Here is a 17,734-nt window from a genome sequence, read left to right as displayed (position 1 = left end):
ACAATAATCTGACACGGAAACTCTCGGCCGCCGATCCGGTACAGATCGCCCTGGTCAAGGGGCTGGCGGCGAGCGGCGTCAACCTCGCCCTCGCCCTGTCGCGCGGCGCCGTGCTGCCCGGGCCTTCCATGCTGGCCACGGCCGGCGCGATCGGCTTCCTCGGCTATGGCGTCAGCCTGGTGTTCTTCGTGCTGGCGCTCCGCCACCTGGGCTCGGCCCGGGCCGGGGCCTATTTCTCCACGGCGCCCTTCATCGGCGCCGTGCTGGCGGTCGGCCTGTTCGGCGATCCGGTGACGGCGCCGCTGCTGGTCGCCGCCGGGCTGATCGCCCTCGGCCTCTATCTCCACCTCGCGGAACGGCATGTCCACGAACATGCCCATGAGGCGATGGGACACAGCCACCGCCATACCCACGACGAGCACCATCGGCACGAACACGGGCCGGACGACCCGCCGGGCGAGCCGCACAGCCACGAGCACCGGCACGAGCCGCTACGCCATCGCCACCCGCATTACCCCGACCTGCACCACCGTCACAGCCATTAGGTTCAGCGCCAGCGGCGGTGCAGCCAGTTCCACTGGTCCGGGCGGGCGCGCACCCAATCCTCGATCACGGCGGTGACCTTGGCGGTGATCGCGACCTCGGCCGCGCGGGCGTCCGCCATCTCGTATTCTTCGGTGAAATCGAGGGCTTCGGTCATGTGGACGCGGAATTTGCAGCCCTCGATCCGCTCCGCCCAGGCGCCGTAGACCGGGCATTGGAAGCGCCGGGCCAGCTTGGCCAGCGTCGTCGCCGTCTTCACCTTGCGCCCGAAGAAGGGCACCGAGACACCGCGCGAGAAATGCTGGTCCACCAGCATGCCGAGATGGCCGCCCTGTTCCAGCACGCGGGCCGCCACCAGGGCCGCCTGATAGCCGGTCGGGATCAGCTTGCCCATCGCCTCGCCCCTTATACCGAGCAGCAGCTTCTCGGCGATCGGGTTGTTGGGGGCGCGGAACATGGCCGCCAGGTTCAGGTGGTAATGGGCCGCCCCGGCGCCGAGGATTTCCCAATTGCCGATATGGCCGGTGAAGATGATCGCCGGCTTGCCGTCGTCGCGGATTTCGAGGAAGCGCTCGACCACGCCGGGGTCGAGTTCGACCCGGCTGCCGGGCGGCGGCGCCTCGGTATCCAGGCCCTGGGGCCACAGGGTAGCGAGATGGGCATATTCGGTGAAATAGCGGCCGAAATTGTCCCACACGCCGCGCACGATGCGGTCGCGCTCGTCAGGGTCGATGCCGGGATAGGCCGCCTCGATCTGGCGCCGCGCCAGGCCGGAAACGGCGATCAGCGGCCCCAGCTTGCGGGCGATATAGCCGCCGACGGACGAAGCACGGTCGATGCCGAGCGCCTTGCAGAGGGCCAGGATCAGATAGATCGCCGCCGCTTCGAGCAGCCACTGCACGCGGAGCCAGCCGCGATAGAGGCGCAATTTCGTCTTCAGCCACCAGCGGCGCATGCTCTCCCGATCCTCGGTTCCGGCCCGTCGTGGGGGGACCTAAAGCATGGGCGCGGTGCGGTCAAGCCTGGGGCTTGGTGCGTGTATGGCTGTAGTAGCGCCAGATCACCAGCGCCGCGGTCGAGCGATGGGGCGCCCAGCGCTGGCCGATCTCGTCCAATTCCTTGGGACCGGGCCGGGCTTCGAGCGCCATCAGGCGCATGGTGCCCTCGGCCAGGGCGAGGTCCAGCGCCGGCCACAGGTCCATCCGCCCGAGCGCGAACATCAGGTAGATTTCCGCGGTCCAGCGGCCGATGCCCTTGACCGCGGTCAGCGCCTCGATCGCCGCCGCATCCTCCATCGCCTCGATCGCGTCGAGGTCGAGGCGGCCGGCCGCGATCTCCTCGGCCAGGGCGCGGATATAGCGCGCCTTGGGCCGGCTCAGGCCGAAGGGCCGCAGCCCCTCCTCGTCGAAGGCGAGCACGGCGGCGGGCGCCACAGTGCCGCCCACGCCCGTCTCGAACTTGTTCCAGATGGCGGCCCCGGCGGCGACCGAGACCTGCTGCTCGACGATGATGCGGGCGAGTGCCGCGAAACCCGGCTGGCGCACCCGGGCGGGCGGGGCACCGGCATGTTTCAAGGCATGGCGCATGTAGCGGCATTTCCGCGTGAGCCGGGCCAGGGCCTTCTCGTGATCGCTCATGCCATCCGCTCCCGCTTGATCAGAACCTCGATCGTCGCCTGGACCACGGGCACCAGGGCGGCGCAGAAGATCGCGATGAAGGCCAGCGTCGGCATCCCGACCAGCCGCCCGGCCGTATCGGTCGTCAACAAAAGGCTGGAAATCCCCGCCCCGGCCGAGGCGGTCAGATGCTGGCAGGCGGAGGAGAGCGACATGAAGCCCGCCCGTTCCGACGCGATCGGCACCTTGGTCATCAGCGTCTGGGTCGCCACGTTGCGGGCCGACATCGCCAGCATGAAGCAGGGGAAGAGCACCAGCATGGGCGCCGGCGGCGGCATGATCACGAAGGCCCCGAACAGCAGCAGGGCGAGCACAATGGTCGCCACGACATTGACCCTCGACGTCCCCAGGCGGTCGACGATCCGCCCGGTCAGGCGCATGCCGACCAGGCTGAGCCCGCCCCCGATCATATAGAGGAGGCCGAGGTCGTCGCGCGGGAAGCCCAGGTTGAACTGCAGGAAGGCGGTGGTCGAGGGAAAGATCAGGAAGGCCTGCATATTGGCGGCGCCCACCCCGGCGAAGGCGAGGAGATAGGCGGGCCTTCGGAAATAGCCGCGGAAGGAGGGCCGCACGGCGGCGACCCGGTGCCCCGGCGGCAGGGTGAAGCGCGCCAGCACGGCGACCGTCAGGCCGGCGGCACCGACCGCGAAGAAGGGCAGGCGCCAGTCGGCCAGCCGGGCCAGCTCGAGGCCGGCCGGCACGCCCGCCACCGCGGCGATGGCGAAGGCGCCCATGACCGCGCCGAGGGCACGGCCGCGCCGCTCCTCCGGGATGAGATCGGCGATCACCGAGAGTGAGAGGCCGGTGGCCGGCCCGCCGAACAGGCCCGCGACCAGGCGCGCCGCCACCAGGCTGGTAAGATCGAAGGCGAAACTGCCGGCGATGGTGCCGAGCCCCAGCCCGGCGAGCGAAACGACCAGCGCACTCCGCCGGGCGAAGCGGTCGAGCACCAGGGAGCCGAGCAGGCCGGAAAGGCAGGCCGCCACCGTATAGGCGCCGGCGACGATGCCGAGATGGGCGGGATCGATGCCCAGCGCCACGGCGAAATCCGGGCCGAGGGGCATCACCATCATGAAATCGAGGATATTGACGAACTGGACGGCGCCCACGACGGCGACCACCCCGCGCTCGGTCAGGGCCAAGGAAATTCCCCCGCTACACGCCCCTTGTCGCGACCTGCGGGGCTTGGCCGGATCTCATAGCACCCAAAGCGCCACCGCCGCCAGCACCAGAACAAGGGCGCCGGCCAGCGGCAGGGCCAGACGCGGCGGCCGCGGCTCCAGCACCGCCTCCTGCGGGGCGGCGGGATTGTAGCGGACAGTGAGCGCGCCGCCCTCGGGGAAGCGGGCGAGGAAGCGTTTCGCCTCGTCCTCGCGCTCGAACAGCACCGGGAGATTGGACAGCCGGCTGCCGATCTGCTCCTGGCCGCCGGCCCGATAGCGATAGGCCACGGTCGGCACCTGGACATCACGCAGGGCGAGGCGGTGGAAGCGCCGCTCGGCGTCGAGGCCGGTCAAGGCCACCTCGCCCTGGACGACCGGCCAGGCCGCCATGGCACAGTAATCGCGACGAACGGTATAGGCCCAGGCCAGAAGGGCCAGGGCCGGGACCAGGAGCACCAGGCTCGCCGCCACAAGAAGCCAGAATGCCATTGCCGTCCCCCGATTCCCGCCAGGGTGCGCATGGTGGCGCGGCCGGGCGGCGGCTTCAACGTGTCATGTGGCGCGGGCATGGCACATCACCGAACTGCACGTTTTTCGGGCAGGGGAAGCTCGGTCACCATCCCCTGCCCTGAGATCACTGCCCGAGATCCCGAAAGCCGCTTCATGTCCGTCGCCCAGCCAGCCGTCACCGCCGTCGTCCGCGATGCCGCGCCCCTGCGCGGTTATCTGTTCGGACTGGTCGGCGTCGCCATCTGGGCCGGCTGGGCGGTGCTGACGCGGATGGACATGCGCGGCCACATGGCGGTGACCGATCTGGTGGCGCTGCGCTTCGCCACCGCCGGCCTCGTGCTGCTGCCGGTCCTGGTGAAGAAGGGGCTGCCGTTCCGCCAGCTCGGCGTGTTCGGCATTCTCGGTCTCGCCGGTGGCGCCGGCGCGCCCTATGTCTTGCTCGGCGCCGGGGGCCACGCCTATGCCCCGGTCTCCCATTCGGGTGTGCTGATCTGCTGCGGCGTGCCGCTGGCGACCGCGGTGCTGGCGCGCTTTACGCTGGGCGAGCGTTTCACGGCGCGCCGCCTCGTCGGCTATGGCCTGATCCTGACCGCCGCCGTCGTCCTGCTGGTCGAATCCGGCCTGGCCGCGCCGACGGGCGACAATGTCCTGATCGGCGACGCCATGTTCGTGGTGAGTGCCCTGTTCTGGGCCACCTATACGGTGCTGGCGCGGCGCTTCGGTCTCGATCCCCTGCATACGACGGCGATCGTCGCGGTGGTCTCGGCCACGCTTTATCTGCCGATCTATCTCCTGGTGCTGACGCCCCATGTCGACACGCTGTCCTGGGGCCAGATCGCGACCCAGGCGGGCTTCCAGGGCATCGTCACCTCGATCGTCTCGCTGCTCTGCTTCTCGACCGCGATCTCCTATCTGGGCGCCTCGCGCACCGCCGCCCTCTCGGCCCTGGTGCCGGCCACCTCCGTCCTGCTCGCCATGCCGGTACTGGGCGAATGGCCGGGGCTGTGGGAGAGCGCCGGCCTCGTCCTCGGCACCATCGGTGTCGCCCTGGCCAGCGGGGCGATCGGCGGCGGGGCGAAACGCTGAGATGGACGGCCTGTTCGGACCGGCCCTGCAGGGCTTCCTGCTGGGTGCCAGCCTGATCGTCGCGATCGGGGCGCAGAATGCCTTCGTGCTGCGCCAGGGGCTGGTGCGGCGGCATGTGCTGCCGATCGCCTCGATCTGCTTTCTCTCGGATGCGCTGTTGATCGGCGCCGGCGTCGCCGGGCTCGGCAGCGTGATCCAGGCCATGCCCGGCACGCTGCGCGTCATTTCGCTGGTGGGGGCCGCCTTCCTGGCGGTCTATGGCGCGCTCGCCCTGAAGCGGGCGCTGCATCCGGCGGCCCTGCTGGCGGGCGGCGGCCAGGCGCTGAGCCTGAAGGCCGCCGTCGCCACCTGCCTCGCCCTCACCTTCCTGAACCCCCATGTCTATCTCGACACGGTGGTCCTGCTCGGTGGTCTGTCGGGCCGTTTCGAAGGGATGGCGCGGCTCGCCTATGGCGTTGGCGCCGCCGTCGCCTCCTGCGTCTGGTTCTATGGCCTCGGCTTCGGCTCGCGGCTGCTGGCGCCGCTGTTCGCCCGGCCGGCGGCCTGGCGCGTGCTGGATACGGCGATCGCCCTCGTCATGTGGTCGATCGCCGCCAGTCTCGTCCTCAGCGCCCGTCCAGGATGACGTCCAGGATCAGGCCGGTCGCCACCGCCGCGATCACGACATCGGCACCGACCGAATAATAGCCATAGCCCGGAGGCAGTGGGCGCCAGCCGGCCACCACGGGCGGCGGCAGCGGCTCGTAATAGCCGGGCACGATATAGGCGCCACGCACCGGCCGCACGTAATAGGCCGGCGGCACCGGGCGGTAATAGCCCGGATAGCGGCGATACCAGCCACGGACATAGTCGCGGTCACGGTCGGCGAAGCGCACGCCGTCTTCGAAGCCACGCGAATAGGCCCGCGGATCCGGGCGCGGCGGCGGCGGCGGCACATAGACGTAGCGCGGCGGCGGGCCGTAGCGATAGCCGCCGCGATCCCAGTCGCGGCCGCGATCGCCGTCGTGGCCATGATGGCGGTCGTAACCATAGGGGTAACCGCGGGGGCCATCGTCGTCGTCCCAGCCGCGGGCAGATGCCGCGACGGGCGCCAGCAAGGCGGCAACGAGGCCGACGACCGAGAGGGACTTCACGAAACGCATGGCCTTCATCCTTTGCGATGCCATGACCTATCAACCCACCGCCACCCAGGCGGTTCCACGCCGTTCAGCGCACGACGTCGCGCAGGATGTCGACGATGAGGCCGGTCGCGATCTCGACGAGAAGAACATCGGGCCCTGCGATCAGCCGTTCGTAACCGGCGGGCACGGGCGAGAGCTGGGACGCCAGACCGGGCGGCAGCGCCTTCTTGGCGAGGCCGGGCGGCAGATGCCCTCGGGTCACCAGCTGGCGCCGGAGACCCGGCGGCAGATCGGCGACCGAGCCCGAATTGCGCAGGTAGTAGTTGGAGATGAGCTGCCGGTCGGACGACGGGAACAGGATGGTGACGGACGGCACGCTCGGCACCGGCACCACCGTCTCGACGCCGCCCTGGCCGTGACCGTTGCCGTTGCCGTTACCATGGCCGCTGCCGTTGTTCTTGGCCGACCCGGGGGTGACGACCAGCAGGCAGGCGGCGACGGCGACCGCGGCGGCCGACCAGGCGGCCCTGGGGTTGCTGTTGTCGGGCATCATGTCCTCGCTCGAATTCTCGCAAGCCGAACACGGCGCAGCCCCGCAGGTTCCGCGCCGTGTCCGGCGGCCGGTCAAGGACCGCCGAAGATGATCTGGGCGATCAGGCCGGTCGCGATGGCGGCCAGGACGACCCTCTCACCCACGGTGAAATAGGCATAGCCCGGCGGCGGCGGCGGCAGCATGTCGACGATCACCACCGGCGGCCGGTAGTAGTAGCCGCGTGGCAGATAGCGGTTCACGATGACTTCGCGCTCGATCTCGATCGGCACCGGGCGGTACCAGGCGGGATGCTCGTGGAACCAGCGGTCCGCGTCGCGGTGATGACGGTCCTCGATCACCACGGTACGGGGCGGACCGCGCCGGCCGTAATCGTGACGGCCATGATCGCTGTGCCCGCGGCCGGGCGGATGGGGCTGCTGGCCGGGGGGATAGGGCGGCGGACCGCCGCCGCCGCCGTGGTCGCGGTCGGCCAGGGCGACGCTCGGCACCAGCAGCGCCAGGATCAGGGAGAGGATGATCGGAGAGCGGGTCTTCATGGCGAACCTCCGCGGATAGCACATCGGAAGTAACACCGAAGCCCGTCCGCCGTTGCAGGGGGGCTGCAAAAAGGCCGATTCAGGGGTAGTCGACGCCGATCAGGGTGAGGCCTTCGGCCGGCGCTGTCGGTCCGGCCGCGGTCCGGTGCCGCGCCGCCAGCGCCGCGGCGACGTCGGCAGGCATCCATTTGCCCTCGCCCACGAGGCGCAGGGTGCCGACCATGATGCGCACCTGATTGTGCAGGAAGGAGCGAGCGCTCGCGCCGATCAGGATCTCGTCGCCGAACGCTTCCACGGTCAGGCGGTCCAGCGTCTTCACCGGCGACCTGGCCTGGCATTCCGTCGCCCGGAAGCTCGTGAAGTCATGGGTGCCGAGCAGGACCTCGGCACCCGCCTGCATGGCACCGGCATCGAGCGTCCGGGTGACATGCCAGACGCGGCCCCGGTCGTAGGCCGGCGGCGGGCGCCGGGCCAGGATGCGGTAGCGATAGTGGCGCGCGATCGCCTGGAAGCGGGCGTGGAAATCCTCGCCCACCGTGGCCACCTCGCGGATCGCCACCGGCACCGGCTTCAGGTAGAAGTTGAGCGCATCGCGCACCCGCTCGTCCGCATAGGAACGGGAGAGATCGGCATGGGCGACCTGGCCGGTGGCATGGACGCCGGCATCGGTCCGGCCGGCGGCATGAAGCGTGACCGGCGCGCCGCCGTTCAGGATGGCGAGGGCATCCTCGATCGCCCCCTGTACGGTCGGCAGGCCGTCCTGGCGTTGCCAGCCCGAGAAGGCGCCGCCGTCATATTCGACCAGCAGGCGATAGCGGGGCATGGGCTCAGCCGACCACGGTGCCGGCCGGAACGGCGAAGCCGCGCAGGAATTCGGCCCGGCTCACCGGCCCGCGCCCGGCCCGCTGGACGATCTGGGGACGCACCGCGCCGGTGGCGCAGGCGATCGCCAGGTCGCCGTCCAGCACGGTGCCGGGCACCACGTCGTGGCCCTCTTCCGGCAGGGGTTCCGCCAGCAGGATCTTGCAGCGCTCGCCCAGGATCTCGGTATAGGCGCCGGGGGCCGGCGAGAGGGCGCGGATCTGGCAGTCGACCGCCTCCGCCGGCTGGGCGAAATCGATCTTGGCCTCTTCCTTCAGGATCTTGCGGGCATAGGTGATACCCTCGGCCACCTGGGGCCGGGGCTTGGCCCGTCCGGCCGCGAGCAGGGCGAGGGCATCGACCATCAAGGGCCCGCCGATCGCGGAAAGGCGGTCGTGGATCGTGCCCGCCGTATCGGCCGGGCCGATGTCGATCCTCTCCTCGAGCACGATCGGACCTTCGTCCAGCCCTTCCGACATGGCCATGACGGCGACGCCGGTCTCGTCGTCGCCGGCCCAGATGGCGCGCTGGATCGGCGCGGCACCGCGCCAGCGCGGCAGGATCGAGGCATGGAGATTGAAGCAGCCGAGACGCGGCGCCCACAGCACCGCCGCCGGCAGGATCAGGCCATAGGCGACCACCACCGCGGCATCGAGGCCGAGGGCGGCGAAGCGCGCCTGCTCATCGGCGTCGCGCAGCGTGCGCGGCGTGCGCACCTCGATCCCCGCCGCCTCGGCGGCGCGATGGACGGGCGACGGCGTCAGCTTGTGGCCGCGATTGGCCGGGCGCGGCGGCTGGCTGTAGACCGCGGCGACCTCGTGGCCGGCCGCGATCAGGGCCTGCAGCGTCGGCACGGCGAAATCGGGTGTGCCCATGAAGGCGAGGCGAAGGCGGGACACGGCGTTCATTCCTCGGGCCTCGGCCCCCACAGGCTCAGGTTCGGTCAGGCACCGGCCTTGGCGAGTTTCCGGGCCTTGGCGACCTTGCGGAGCAACATGCTGCGCTTGGCGAAGGACAGGTGATCGACGAAGAGCACGCCTTCGAGATGATCCATCTCGTGCTGGATGCAAGTCGCCAGCAGGCCGTCCATCTCATCCTCTTGCGCCTCGCCCGTGCGGTCGCGGTAGGCGACACGGACGCGCGCCGGGCGCACCACTTCGGCATATTGTTCGGGCACCGAGAGGCAGCCTTCCTCATAGGTCGAAAGCTCGTCGGCCGAGGTCCAGGTGACGGTCGGATTGATGAAGACGCGGGGCGCCTTCTCTTCCCCCTCGCGGGCGAGGTCGATCACCAGGAGGCGTATCGGCGCACCGACCTGGACCGCGGCGAGGCCGATGCCCGGCGCTTCGTACATGGTCTCGAACATGTCGTCGATCAGGCGCTGAAGCGCGTCGTCGAAGACCTCGACGGGTTTCGACTTCTGTTTCAGGCGCGGATCGGGCGCCACCAGGATAGGACGGATAGCCATGGGCTTTAGGTAAGATGTCGTCGCGGCGACGTCAAGCGAGGCCCTCCTTGTGCACCGCGGCGAGCGGTGCTAGGAGGGCGCCGGACCAGGGAAACCCGGGGAGAAACCCGGGGCAACGCCCCCAGGGGAGGAACGACAATGCGCCGCACCATGCTGCAGGCCAAGCTGCACCGCGTCACCGTGACCCACTGCGAACTCGACTACGAAGGCTCCTGTGCGATCGACGAGGATCTGCTCGAAGCCTCGGGCCTGCTGCCCTTGCAGAAGATCGAGATCTACAACGTGAACAACGGCGAGCGCTTCGCCACCTATATCATCCGGGCCGAGCGTGGCTCGGGCGTCATCTCGCTCAATGGCGCCGCCGCCCGCAAGGCGCAGAAGAACGACATCCTGATCATCGCCGCCTATGTCGAGGTCGAGGAAGCCGAACTGCCGGGCTTCGCCGCCAAGCTCGTCTATGTCGACGGCCAGAACCGCATCAAGTCGACCGCCTCGGAAATCGCCGTGCAGCCGGCGGCGGGCTGGAACCGGGCGGCGGAATAGCGCCGCCGCCGGCCAGGCGCTACCATCGCCAAGCCATGACCCCCGAAACCGGCCCCAAGAACTACATCACCCCCGAAGGCTATGCCCGGCTGTCGGACGAGCTGCGTCACCTGACCCGGGTCGAGCGGCCCAAGGTGGTCGAGGTGGTGTCCTGGGCGGCAGGCAACGGCGACCGCTCGGAGAACGGCGATTATATCTACGGCAAGAAGCGCCTGCGCGAGATCGACCGCCGGCTCCGCTTCCTGACCAAGCGCCTGGAGGGCGCCACGGTGGTCGATCCGGCGCAGCAGAAGAACCGCAACCGGGTTTTCTTCGGCGCCACCGTCACCTATGTCGGCGACGACGATGTCGAACGCACGATCCGCATCGTCGGCACCGACGAGGCGCGCTCCGAACTGGGCGAAATTTCCTGGATCTCGCCGGTCGCCCGCGCCCTGATCAAGGCCGAGGTGGGCGACGTGGTCGAGGTCCGCACCCCCCAGGGCGCCGAGAGCCTGGAGATCGTCGCGATCGCCTATTGAAGCCTATTTCTGCCGCTTCAACGTGTAGATCACGTTGTCGAGGGCGAAGAGCACCGTGTCCCGGTCCTTGAAGTGATAGGAGAACAGGCCGCTCGAACAGTCGAGGTCGAAGCCGGCCACCGCGCCCGGGGCGAAGCCCAGGGCCGCCGCCTCCTCGGCCTGGCGGCCCTCGTCCAGTCCGCCCTGGAACAAGGCATCGGCCGGGAAGCTGGTGGCCTCGTAATGGGCATCCGAGCAGCCGACGACCGAGCCCTTGGCCACTACTTCATGCGCCTTGAAGGTGACCGTGAGCCCCTTCATCTTCGCCATCTCGGCGATTTCGTCGGGATAGTTCTGCTCGGCCCAGGGTGCCTTTCCGCCGCCGGTCACGGTCCAGCTGCCGAGCCAGTCCTGGCCGGCACGGGCCTGCGGCAGCGCCGCCCCCACGGCCAACACAGCCGCCAAAGCGAGAACGCGCATCATTCCCTCCCCGGGGCCTAGCCGCCGCTCGGCCGTCTCGCACGCAGTGCGGCGGCCAATGTGCCGTCGTCGAGATAGTCGAGTTCGCCGCCGACCGGCACGCCCTGGGCGAGGCCGGTGACCTGGACGCCGCCCCTGTCCGCGATCACGTCGGCGAGGTAATGGGCCGTGGTCTGGCCGTCGACCGTGGCATTGAGCGCCAGCACGACCTCGCGCACCGGCGGTGCCAGGCGGTCGAGGAGCTGGCCGATGTGCAGGTCCTCCGGCCCGATGCCGTCGATCGCCGAAAGATGCCCGCCCAGCACATGGTAGCGCCCGCGGAAGGCGCCGGAACGTTCGATCGCCCAGAGGTCGCCCACCGTCTCGACGACGCAGATCACGGCGGGATCGCGCGCCGGATCACGGCACACGGCGCAAGGGTCGGCGCTGTCGAGATTGCCGCAGACCGAACAGGCCTTGACGCTTTTCAGCGCCTCGGTCATCGCCGCGGCGAGTGGCGCCAGCAGGCTCTCCCGCCGCATCAGGAGCTGAAGTGCCGCGCGCCGGGCCGAACGGGGGCCGAGCCCCGGCAGCTTGGCCAGGAGCTGGATCAGGCGGTCGAGGGCGCCGCCGCTCTCGGGCCCGGCCGAGGCCATCAGAACGGCAGCTTCATGCCCGGCGGCAGGCCCATGCCGGCGGTCGCCTTCTGCATCGCTTCGGCGAGCTTGGCCTCGACCTTGGTCTTGGCATCGCGATGGGCGGCGACGATCAGGTCTTCCAGCACTTCGGCCTCGTCGGCGACGATCAGGCTGGGGTCGATCTTGACCCGCTTCACCTCGCCCTTGCCGGTCATGGTGACGGTCAGCAGCCCGCCGCCGGAGCGGCCCTCGACCTCGACCGTGTCGAGGTTGTTCTGCATCTCCGCCATCTTGGCCTGCATGGCCTGGGCCTGCTGCAGGATTTCGTCGAGCTTCATGGGCTCAGTCCTCTTCCATCTCGAGATCGAAAATGTCGAGGATGGGGGCATCCTCGTCGTCCTGGCTCTCCTCCGCCTCGTCCTCGACCGGGCCGCTCAGGCCCTGGCGCCGGCGCTCGCGCATTTCGAGCAGGCGGGCGCCGGGAAAGGCCGCTTCCAGCGCCTTGGCCTCGGGCGAGGCCTTCAGTCGGTCGAGCAGGGCGGCCTGGGCGCCGCGGGCCTTCTCGCCCAGCGACGCCTCGCCGGTGGCCGCGCTGGTGTCGATCGACCAATGCCGCCCAGTCCATTGCTTCAGCTTGTCGGCGACATCGCGCAGCAGCCCGCGCGGCGCCTTGGGATCGAGGTGGATGACAAGGCGGCCCGGGGCGAATTCGACCGGGCGCACGTCGTTCATCAGATGGGCATGGAGGATCGCCTCGCGCTTCTCGGCGAAAAGGGCGACCAGGGCCGCGAAATCCTGCGGATCCGGCTTGGCGTAGAGCTGGACGACATTGTCGGCGGCGGCGACCGGCGCGCGCTCGCTGCTCGGCGCCGGACGGACCGCGAGCGGCGCCGCCATCGCCACGGCCTGCGCCCCGCCGCCCCCGCCGGAGGGCGCGCGCGGCACCGGGCCTTGGGAGGCCCGCTCGTCCAGATATTGCTTCACCAGGTCGGCCGGCGGCGGCAGGTCGGCGGCATAGGCGAGGCGGATCAGGATCATCTCCGCGGCAGAGAGCGGGCTCGGCGCCATGCGCACCTCGCCGAGGCCTTTCAGCAGCATCTGCCAGGCCCGGGCCAGCACCGGCATGGACAACGCCTTGGCGAGATCGAGGCCGCGCTTGCGGTCGTGTTCCGACGCCGTCGCCTCGCCCGCCGCCTCGGGCACGATCTTGAGGCGGGTCAGCCAGTGGCTGAGTTCCAGGAGGTCCTGGAGCACCACGGCGGGATCGGCGCCGGTGTCGTATTGGTCGCCCAATTCGGCCAGGGCCGCCTTGGCGTCGCCCCGCATCACCATCTCGAAGAGGTCGAAGACCCGCGCGCGGTCGGCCAGGCCCAGCATGTCGCGGACGGCACCCTCGTCGACATCGGCGGCGGCATGGGCGATCGCCTGGTCGAGCAGGGAGAGGGCGTCGCGCACCGAGCCTTCGGCGGCGCGGGCGATCAGGGCCAATGCCGCCGGGGCGACCTTGGCGCCTTCCTTCGCCGCGATGCCGGCCAGATGGGCGATCAGGCGGTCCTGGTCGATGCGGCGGAGATCGAAACGCTGGCAGCGCGACAGCACGGTGACCGGCACCTTGCGGATCTCGGTCGTGGCGAAGATGAATTTCACATGGGGCGGCGGCTCTTCCAGCGTCTTCAACAGGGCGTTGAAGGCGCTGGTCGAGAGCATGTGCACTTCGTCGATGATGTAGATCTTGTAGCGCGCCTGCACGGGGGCGAAGCGAACGCCTTCGATGATCTCGCGGATGTCGTTGACGCCGGTGCGGCTGGCGGCGTCCATCTCCTGGACGTCGATGTGCCGGCTCTCGGCGATGGCGATGCAATTGGCGCACACGCCGCAGGGCTCGACCGTGGGGCCGCCCTTGCCGTCCGGGCCGATGCAGTTCAGGCCCTTGGCGATGATGCGGGCCGTGGTGGTCTTGCCGACGCCGCGCACGCCGGTCAGCATGAAGGCATGGGCGAGGCGGCCCGCCGCGATGGCGTTGGTCAGGGTACGGACCATCGCCTCCTGGCCGATCAGCTCGGCGAAGGTCGAGGGCCGGTATTTCCGGGCCAGGACGCGGTAGGGCTCGACGGGTTGTTCCGCCGGAATCGGGGCGTCTATCATCGGGGGTTCGGTCATCGCGGGCGATTGTGGCGGGCTGGATCGCCATCCGCAATCGGCGGATACGCAAAACCCCGCAAGCGGGGCCTGCGGGGTTCGGGTGGGAGGCTGGACAACGACCCAAGTCCGGTTCGTTACGGCTGCTTCCTTCCGGACCTGACCGGGTTGGCGAGGGACCTGTCCACCGCCAACCTCCCGCGCTCTATATGGTCGAAGCGGCCCCTTTCGGCAAGGGCTTTGCGCGAATCGGCACGAAACCCTTGAATCAGAAGCACTTGCGGGTGCGATGGCGATGGACGGCGGCGGGCTTCGGCGCAACAGTGACGACATGAGACGGACGATCGCAGGCAGCACCGGCTTTGCGGCGGCGGTGGCGCTGGCCCTCGCCGGCCTGCTCGTGCCCGCGCCGGCCCATGCAACCGACGATCCCACCGCCGGCTGCCGCCGCCTGATCAAGGAGAAATGGGAATCGTCGCGCGCCCTGGCGCTCGAGGATTGCCTGGACCGCCTGGCCGGCTCCCCCTCGCCCTATGATGCCAACGGCTACAAGCTGGCGCTCTGGGGCGATGTCCTCCTGGCCAGCGACGGCGTCGCCCTCTACCAGTCGGACGACGGCGGTTCGTCCTGGACGGTGGTGCGCCAGCCCGACGACCTGACGCGCAACGACCTCGCCACCGCTCCGGCCGATCCGCCGCCCCTGCCGCCCGGGGTCGAGGCCCCGGCGGAAGCAGCAGCGCCCGCGGCCGACGCCGGTGCCAATGCGCGCTATCGCATGTGGCTGGCGCTGGCGCGGCGCTGCGAACCGGCCCTGCCGGACCAGGGGGCCGCGCTGCGCGATCTGCAATTGAAGGCTTCGGAATGCGAACGGCGCTTGCGCCAGCCGCCGGGTAATGTATCGACGACGCAGAACGATACCGGCGAGAAGCCGACCCCGCCGCGATAAGGAATTCCCCATGCTCGAAGCCAGCGCCGCGATCACTTTCGCCGGCAATCCGCTCGACCGTGCCTCGGAGAAGCGCAAGGACGAGGATTGGCTGGCGGCTCAGTGGCGCTCGCCCGATTCGCTGATCCTGCCGCTGTGGCGGACCCGCCCCTTCGTGATCGAGCAGGGCGGCAAGACCATTCTCGGCCTGATGCGCCCGGGCCTGACCGACGCTCTGGCGGCTTCCGCCCCGCCGCCGGTCTTCCTCGGGCTCGAGGGTGATTCGGCGGTCTTCGCGGTCGATCTGTCGGACGGGCCGGACCCGGCCAAGGGCGGACCCCTGGCCGGCCTCGGCCGCTTCCAAGACCTGCGCGCGGCCGCGATGTCGCTCTCCGCCGCCGATTCGGCGATCGCGGCCCAGGCCAAGGCGATCGTCGACTGGCACGACCGCCACCGCTTCTGCGCCCAATGCGGCGCGCCGAGCCAGCCGAAATCGGCCGGCTGGTCGCGCCTCTGCACCAATCCGGGCTGCGCGGCGGAGCATTTTCCGCGGACCGATCCCGTGGTGATCATGCTGGCGACCAGGGGCGAGCGCTGCCTGCTGGGCCGCCAGCCGAAATTCCCGCCCGGCTTCTATTCGGCCCTGGCCGGCTTCGTCGAGCCCGGCGAGTCGGTCGAGGAGGCGGTGCGCCGCGAAGTGAAGGAAGAAGCCGGCATCGCCGTCGGCCGCGTCCACTATTTCGCGGCCCAGCCCTGGCCCTTCCCCTCCTCCCTGATGATCGGCTGCTTCGCCGAGGCCGAGTCGGAGGCGATCACGGTCGACGGCGAGGAGCTGGACGACGCCCGCTGGTTCGACAAGGCCGAGTGTGCCGCGGCGCTGGACGGCCGCAACCCCGCCCTCGCCCTGCCGCCACCGCTCGCCATCGCCCATCACCTGGTGCGCGCCTGGGTGGAATCCTGAGGTCAGCCCCGCCCTGCACCGAGCGCGATTGCAATATCGGGGCGCACTCCTTAACTTGCGCCCATATTTTCGACCCCTGAGGGCCTACTTCCCATGTCCGACACGTTCGACGCCATCGCCGACATCATCGCTGAAACCTGCAACATCGAGCGCGACACGATCACGCCCGAGAGCCACGCCATCGACGACCTCGGCATCGACAGCCTCGATTTCCTCGACGTCACCTTCGCCATCGACAAGAAGTTCGGCATCAAGATGCCGGTCGAAGCCTGGATGAAGGAAGTGAACGAGGGCCGCGCCTCGACCGAGGACTATTTCATCATGTCGAACCTCGCCGCCAAGATCGACGAGCTGCGCGCCGCCAAGGGCTGACCGGCGCCACATCATGCGCCTCGAATATTTCCAGATGGTCGACCGTATCCTGGCCATGGATGCGGCGGCCGGCACCGTCACGGCCCGTTGCGAGGTACCCCGCGAATCGCCCGTCTTCGAGGGGCATTTCCCGGGGCATCCCCTGATGCCCGGCGTGCTCCTTCTGGAATGCATGGCGCAGACTGGCGGGCACATGATCCTGGCCCGCAACGATTACGGCAAGATGGCCTTCCTGGCCCAAGCCGACCGGGCCAAGTTCCGCGCCTTCATCGTGCCCGGCGACGAGCTCGAGGTGCACAGCAAGCTGATCCACGAGGGCTCCGGCTATGCGGTGTGCGACGCACGCATCCTGAAGGACGGCAAGACGGTGGCGGATGCCGAAATCCGCTACCGCGTCGTCCCCTTCCCATCGCCCGAGCTTCGGGAAAAAATGCTCGGCTTCGTGGCGGCCGTCGGCCATCCGGGCTTCGATCGAGGTGAAACGCCATGACGCGCGAAGTTTGGATCACCGGCCAGGGGCTGCTCTCGCCGCTCGGCCAGGATCTGGAAGCGACCTGGACCGGCCTGCACGATCCGGCTGCGGTCAAGGCGGCGGCCAACACCGAATTCCTGCCGCCCTTCACCGTCCACTCGATGAGCCTGCCGGCGCTCGACAAGTTCATTCCGAAGCGGGGCGACCAGCGGGCCATGGGGCCCTTCATGCTGGCGGGCTGCGTCGCCGCCGCGATGGCGATGGAACAGGCCGGCCTGCTCGGCAATGAAGCGCTGCTGAAACAGATCAACCTGATGGTCGGGGTCGGCGGCGGCGAGCGTGACGAGGCGGTCGACGAGGCGATTCTGCGGGCGCTCTCTGGCGTCAGCGACGGCAATGTCCTGGCCGAACAGCTCCAGACCGAGCTGCGTCCGACCCTGTTCCTGGCCCAGTTGCCCAATCTCTTCGCCGGCAATATCTCCATCGTGCTCGGGGTTTCCGGCTCCAGCCGCACCTTCATGGGCGAGGAAGCGGCCGGCGTCGATGCCGTGCGCGTCGCCTTCGAGCGGATCCAGGGCGGCCAGGCCGACCTCTTCCTGGTCGGCAGCGCCTTCAACGCCTCGCGCCGGGACATCGCCCTGCTCTATCAATCCGGCGGCTACCTGCTGGAAGACCCGGCGCTGCCCTTCTGGCGCCGTCCGCGCGCCGGCATGGCGCTCGGCTCGGCCGGGGCCTTCCTGGTCATGGAATCGCGCGAGAGCGCCGAAGCCCGCGGTGCCAAGCCGCTGGCCCGGCTCGCCGGCATCGTCAACGACCGCTGCCGGCGCGAGCACGGCCAGGCGACCGCCAATGCCGCCCGCGAATGGCAGGCCCTGGCGCCCAAGCCCGGCGCCGCCCTGCTCTCGGGCGCGACCGGCGTCGGCCCGATCACGCGGGAAGAACACGACTTCCTGTCCGGCCTGGTGGCCAGCCCGGCGGCGCCCCAGGTGCGGCCGACTGCGGTGGCCCTCGGTCATTCGGTCGAATGCGCCTTTCTCACCAATCTGGTGCTGGCGACCGCCGCCCTGCAGCACGGCGAACTCTTCCCGGCGCTCACGGGCGACGCGGTCGAATCGGCGCCGAGCAAGCCCTTCGACCAGGTGGTGATCACCGCCTGGGGCCACCGCCGCGGCGAGGGAATGGCCCTCGTCGAGCGCATCTGACGGAGG

24 protein-coding genes and 1 other RNA gene are annotated in these 17,734 nt (G+C 69.7%); 10 read left to right on the top strand and 15 right to left on the bottom strand.

The features are described 5' to 3' along the window. On the top strand, nucleotides 1-545 hold a 545-nt coding region (locus WC493_RS11905; RefSeq protein ID WP_373065729.1), incomplete at its 5' end, for an EamA family transporter. Between the two features lie 2 nt (nucleotides 546-547). On the opposite strand, the gene WC493_RS11900 is transcribed toward WC493_RS11905, so the two are convergent. The 4 genes from WC493_RS11900 to WC493_RS11885 all read right to left on the bottom strand — a co-directional run bounded on the left by WC493_RS11900 (nucleotide 548) and on the right by WC493_RS11885 (nucleotide 3,871). Then, entirely contained in the window at nucleotides 548-1,498 is a 951-nt protein-coding gene (locus WC493_RS11900) for a lipid A biosynthesis lauroyl acyltransferase (RefSeq protein WP_373065728.1), read from the bottom strand. A 61-nt stretch (nucleotides 1,499-1,559) separates the two neighbouring features. Further along, entirely contained in the window at nucleotides 1,560-2,180 is a 621-nt protein-coding gene (locus tag WC493_RS11895; RefSeq protein ID WP_373065727.1) for a DNA-3-methyladenine glycosylase, read from the bottom strand. Further along, a complete protein-coding gene (locus WC493_RS11890) occupies nucleotides 2,177-3,361 on the bottom strand; it encodes an MFS transporter (protein ID WP_373065726.1) in 1,185 nt (394 codons plus the stop codon). Before WC493_RS11890 ends, WC493_RS11895 begins: the two co-directional genes overlap by 4 nt. 54 nt (nucleotides 3,362-3,415) lie before the next feature. Then, on the bottom strand, nucleotides 3,416-3,871 hold the full coding sequence (locus WC493_RS11885) for a DUF3592 domain-containing protein (RefSeq protein ID WP_373065725.1): 456 nt from the start codon (nucleotides 3,869-3,871) through the stop codon (nucleotides 3,416-3,418). A gap of 174 nt (nucleotides 3,872-4,045) precedes the next feature. Here WC493_RS11885 and WC493_RS11880 point away from each other — a divergent pair, with 174 nt between their 5' ends. Together WC493_RS11880 and WC493_RS11875 are read left to right on the top strand one after the other, a co-directional pair. Then, nucleotides 4,046-4,978 carry a DMT family transporter gene (locus tag WC493_RS11880; RefSeq protein ID WP_373065724.1) on the top strand — a complete coding sequence of 311 codons (933 nt, stop codon included), beginning with the start codon at nucleotides 4,046-4,048 and terminating at the stop codon, nucleotides 4,976-4,978. A 1-nt stretch (nucleotide 4,979) separates the two neighbouring features. Continuing rightward, nucleotides 4,980-5,603 (top strand): LysE/ArgO family amino acid transporter, encoded by a 624-nt coding sequence (locus WC493_RS11875; RefSeq protein WP_373065723.1) that lies wholly within the window; start codon nucleotides 4,980-4,982, stop codon nucleotides 5,601-5,603. Here WC493_RS11875 and WC493_RS11870 read toward each other — a convergent pair. The 6 genes from WC493_RS11870 to def all read right to left on the bottom strand — a co-directional run bounded on the left by WC493_RS11870 (nucleotide 5,584) and on the right by def (nucleotide 9,517). Then, entirely contained in the window at nucleotides 5,584-6,120 is a 537-nt protein-coding gene (locus tag WC493_RS11870; protein WP_373065722.1) for a hypothetical protein, read from the bottom strand. The two genes, WC493_RS11875 and WC493_RS11870, sit on opposite strands and share 20 nt — an antisense overlap. A 64-nt stretch (nucleotides 6,121-6,184) precedes the next feature. Then, the gene (locus tag WC493_RS11865; protein WP_373065721.1) at nucleotides 6,185-6,649 is read right to left on the bottom strand and encodes a hypothetical protein; all 465 of its coding nucleotides are present in this window, start codon (nucleotides 6,647-6,649) and stop codon (nucleotides 6,185-6,187) included. A gap of 74 nt (nucleotides 6,650-6,723) precedes the next feature. Then, nucleotides 6,724-7,188: an RcnB family protein gene (locus WC493_RS11860; RefSeq protein WP_373065720.1), complete on the bottom strand. Its 465-nt coding sequence runs from the start codon at nucleotides 7,186-7,188 to the stop codon at nucleotides 6,724-6,726. Between the two features lie 79 nt (nucleotides 7,189-7,267). Next, on the bottom strand, nucleotides 7,268-8,011 hold the full coding sequence (gene truA / locus WC493_RS11855) for a tRNA pseudouridine(38-40) synthase TruA (protein WP_373065719.1): 744 nt from the start codon (nucleotides 8,009-8,011) through the stop codon (nucleotides 7,268-7,270). Nucleotides 8,012-8,015: 4 nt separating this feature from the next. Beyond that, nucleotides 8,016-8,957, bottom strand: a complete 942-nt coding sequence (gene fmt, locus WC493_RS11850; RefSeq protein ID WP_373065718.1) for a methionyl-tRNA formyltransferase — start codon at nucleotides 8,955-8,957, stop codon at nucleotides 8,016-8,018. Nucleotides 8,958-8,992: 35 nt separating this feature from the next. Beyond that, the gene (gene def, locus WC493_RS11845; RefSeq protein WP_373065717.1) at nucleotides 8,993-9,517 is read right to left on the bottom strand and encodes a peptide deformylase; all 525 of its coding nucleotides are present in this window, start codon (nucleotides 9,515-9,517) and stop codon (nucleotides 8,993-8,995) included. 138 nt (nucleotides 9,518-9,655) lie between these two features. On the opposite strand from def, the gene panD reads away from it, so the two are divergent. Next, on the top strand, nucleotides 9,656-10,060 hold the full coding sequence (gene panD, locus WC493_RS11840; protein WP_373065716.1) for an aspartate 1-decarboxylase: 405 nt from the start codon (nucleotides 9,656-9,658) through the stop codon (nucleotides 10,058-10,060). Nucleotides 10,061-10,095: 35 nt separating this feature from the next. After that, nucleotides 10,096-10,581: a transcription elongation factor GreB gene (gene greB, locus WC493_RS11835; RefSeq protein ID WP_373065715.1), complete on the top strand. Its 486-nt coding sequence runs from the start codon at nucleotides 10,096-10,098 to the stop codon at nucleotides 10,579-10,581. A 3-nt stretch (nucleotides 10,582-10,584) separates the two neighbouring features. Here the strand turns inward: greB and WC493_RS11830 are convergent, their stop codons facing one another. From WC493_RS11830 to ffs, 5 genes are all read right to left on the bottom strand, one after another. Beyond that, nucleotides 10,585-11,040, bottom strand: coding sequence for a hypothetical protein (locus WC493_RS11830; RefSeq protein WP_373065714.1), 456 nt, complete (start codon nucleotides 11,038-11,040; stop codon nucleotides 10,585-10,587). Between the two features lie 17 nt (nucleotides 11,041-11,057). Then, nucleotides 11,058-11,675 (bottom strand): recombination mediator RecR, encoded by a 618-nt coding sequence (gene recR / locus WC493_RS11825; RefSeq protein ID WP_373065713.1) that lies wholly within the window; start codon nucleotides 11,673-11,675, stop codon nucleotides 11,058-11,060. Continuing rightward, complete coding sequence (locus WC493_RS11820) at nucleotides 11,675-11,995, bottom strand: YbaB/EbfC family nucleoid-associated protein (RefSeq protein WP_373065712.1); 321 nt, start codon at nucleotides 11,993-11,995, stop codon at nucleotides 11,675-11,677. The genes recR and WC493_RS11820 overlap by 1 nt, the downstream gene beginning before the upstream one ends. A gap of 4 nt (nucleotides 11,996-11,999) precedes the next feature. Beyond that, a complete protein-coding gene (locus WC493_RS11815; protein WP_373065711.1) occupies nucleotides 12,000-13,802 on the bottom strand; it encodes a DNA polymerase III subunit gamma/tau in 1,803 nt (600 codons plus the stop codon). Between the two features lie 96 nt (nucleotides 13,803-13,898). Continuing rightward, nucleotides 13,899-13,996: signal recognition particle sRNA small type (ffs, locus tag WC493_RS11810), an RNA gene on the bottom strand. Between the two features lie 131 nt (nucleotides 13,997-14,127). Between ffs and WC493_RS11805 the strand changes: the two genes are divergently transcribed. The 5 genes from WC493_RS11805 (at nucleotide 14,128) to WC493_RS11785 (ending at nucleotide 17,728) form a co-directional block, all read left to right on the top strand. Next, the gene (locus WC493_RS11805) at nucleotides 14,128-14,742 is read left to right on the top strand and encodes a hypothetical protein (RefSeq protein WP_373065710.1); all 615 of its coding nucleotides are present in this window, start codon (nucleotides 14,128-14,130) and stop codon (nucleotides 14,740-14,742) included. Nucleotides 14,743-14,752: 10 nt separating this feature from the next. Further along, nucleotides 14,753-15,682 (top strand): NAD(+) diphosphatase, encoded by a 930-nt coding sequence (gene nudC, locus WC493_RS11800; RefSeq protein WP_373065709.1) that lies wholly within the window; start codon nucleotides 14,753-14,755, stop codon nucleotides 15,680-15,682. A 93-nt stretch (nucleotides 15,683-15,775) separates the two neighbouring features. Next, nucleotides 15,776-16,054 carry an acyl carrier protein gene (locus WC493_RS11795; RefSeq protein WP_373065708.1) on the top strand — a complete coding sequence of 93 codons (279 nt, stop codon included), beginning with the start codon at nucleotides 15,776-15,778 and terminating at the stop codon, nucleotides 16,052-16,054. Nucleotides 16,055-16,067: 13 nt separating this feature from the next. Beyond that, complete coding sequence (locus tag WC493_RS11790) at nucleotides 16,068-16,544, top strand: 3-hydroxyacyl-ACP dehydratase FabZ family protein (protein WP_373065706.1); 477 nt, start codon at nucleotides 16,068-16,070, stop codon at nucleotides 16,542-16,544. Next, nucleotides 16,541-17,728, top strand: coding sequence for a beta-ketoacyl-ACP synthase (locus WC493_RS11785; RefSeq protein WP_373065705.1), 1,188 nt, complete (start codon nucleotides 16,541-16,543; stop codon nucleotides 17,726-17,728). Before WC493_RS11790 ends, WC493_RS11785 begins: the two co-directional genes overlap by 4 nt. Nucleotides 17,729-17,734: the final 6 nt, after the last annotated feature.

Source organism: Zavarzinia sp. (assembly GCF_041650655.1).
Taxonomy (GTDB): domain Bacteria; phylum Pseudomonadota; class Alphaproteobacteria; order Zavarziniales; family Zavarziniaceae; genus Zavarzinia.
The sequence above is the reverse complement of the archived record's forward strand: the minus strand, read 5'-3'. Positions and strand labels throughout refer to the sequence as shown.